This is a genomic window from Nocardia barduliensis (assembly GCF_013315795.1).
In the GTDB taxonomy this organism is placed as follows: domain Bacteria; phylum Actinomycetota; class Actinomycetes; order Mycobacteriales; family Mycobacteriaceae; genus Nocardia; species Nocardia barduliensis.
The window spans coordinates 1-699 of record NZ_JABLTE010000285.1 but is presented as its reverse complement, the minus strand read 5'-3'; the positions used below and the strand labels follow the sequence as shown (position 1 = coordinate 699).

Below are 699 nucleotides of genomic sequence, written 5' to 3'. Positions count from 1 at the left end.
GACCTACCCCGCCTGCTCACCGAACCCGCCTACCGTCAGCGCGTCACCCGCACCACTGCCGACCCGCTCCTGCGCCAATTCTGGGACAGCTACGAAACATTGAGCGACACCGGCCGCGCCCAGTTGACCGGCCCCCTGTTGAACAAACTGCGCGCGTTCCTGCTGCGGCCGTTCGTGCGCTCGGCCATCGCGGGCGGACCCTCCACCGTCGAATTCGCCGACATCCTCGACCACGGCGGAATCTGCCTGGCCCGGTTACCGAAAGGCTCACTCGGAGAAGAGACCAGCCGCCTCGTCGGCTCGCTCCTGGTCGCGCGAACGTGGCAGGCCGTGACGGCACGTGCCCGAGTCCCGGCCGCCGACCGGCCCGATGCCGCCCTCGTGCTGGATGAGGCGCAGAACTTCTTGAACCTGTCGACCCCGGTGGAGGACATGCTCGCCGAAGCCCGCGGCCTGCGCTTGTCGCTGCTGCTCGCGCACCAGAACCTCGGCCAGCTCTCCCGCGAGCTGCGTGACGGCATCTCGGCCAACGCCCGCAACAAAATCATCTTCGCCGTGAGTCCCGACGACGCACGTGATCTGGCGCGCCACACCGACCCGTGGCTGTCCGAACACGACCTGACCCATCTGGACGCCTTCCACGCCGCCGCGCGCCTGCTCGTGGACGGACAGAACGCGCGACCGTTCACCCTCACCACC

1 protein-coding gene is annotated in these 699 nt (G+C 68.7%); it reads left to right on the top strand.

Features of this window, described 5'->3' with window-relative positions; translation table 11 throughout:
- The coding region (locus HOV91_RS39230; protein WP_174190204.1) for a TraM recognition domain-containing protein at positions 1-699 on the top strand (699 nt) is incomplete at both ends.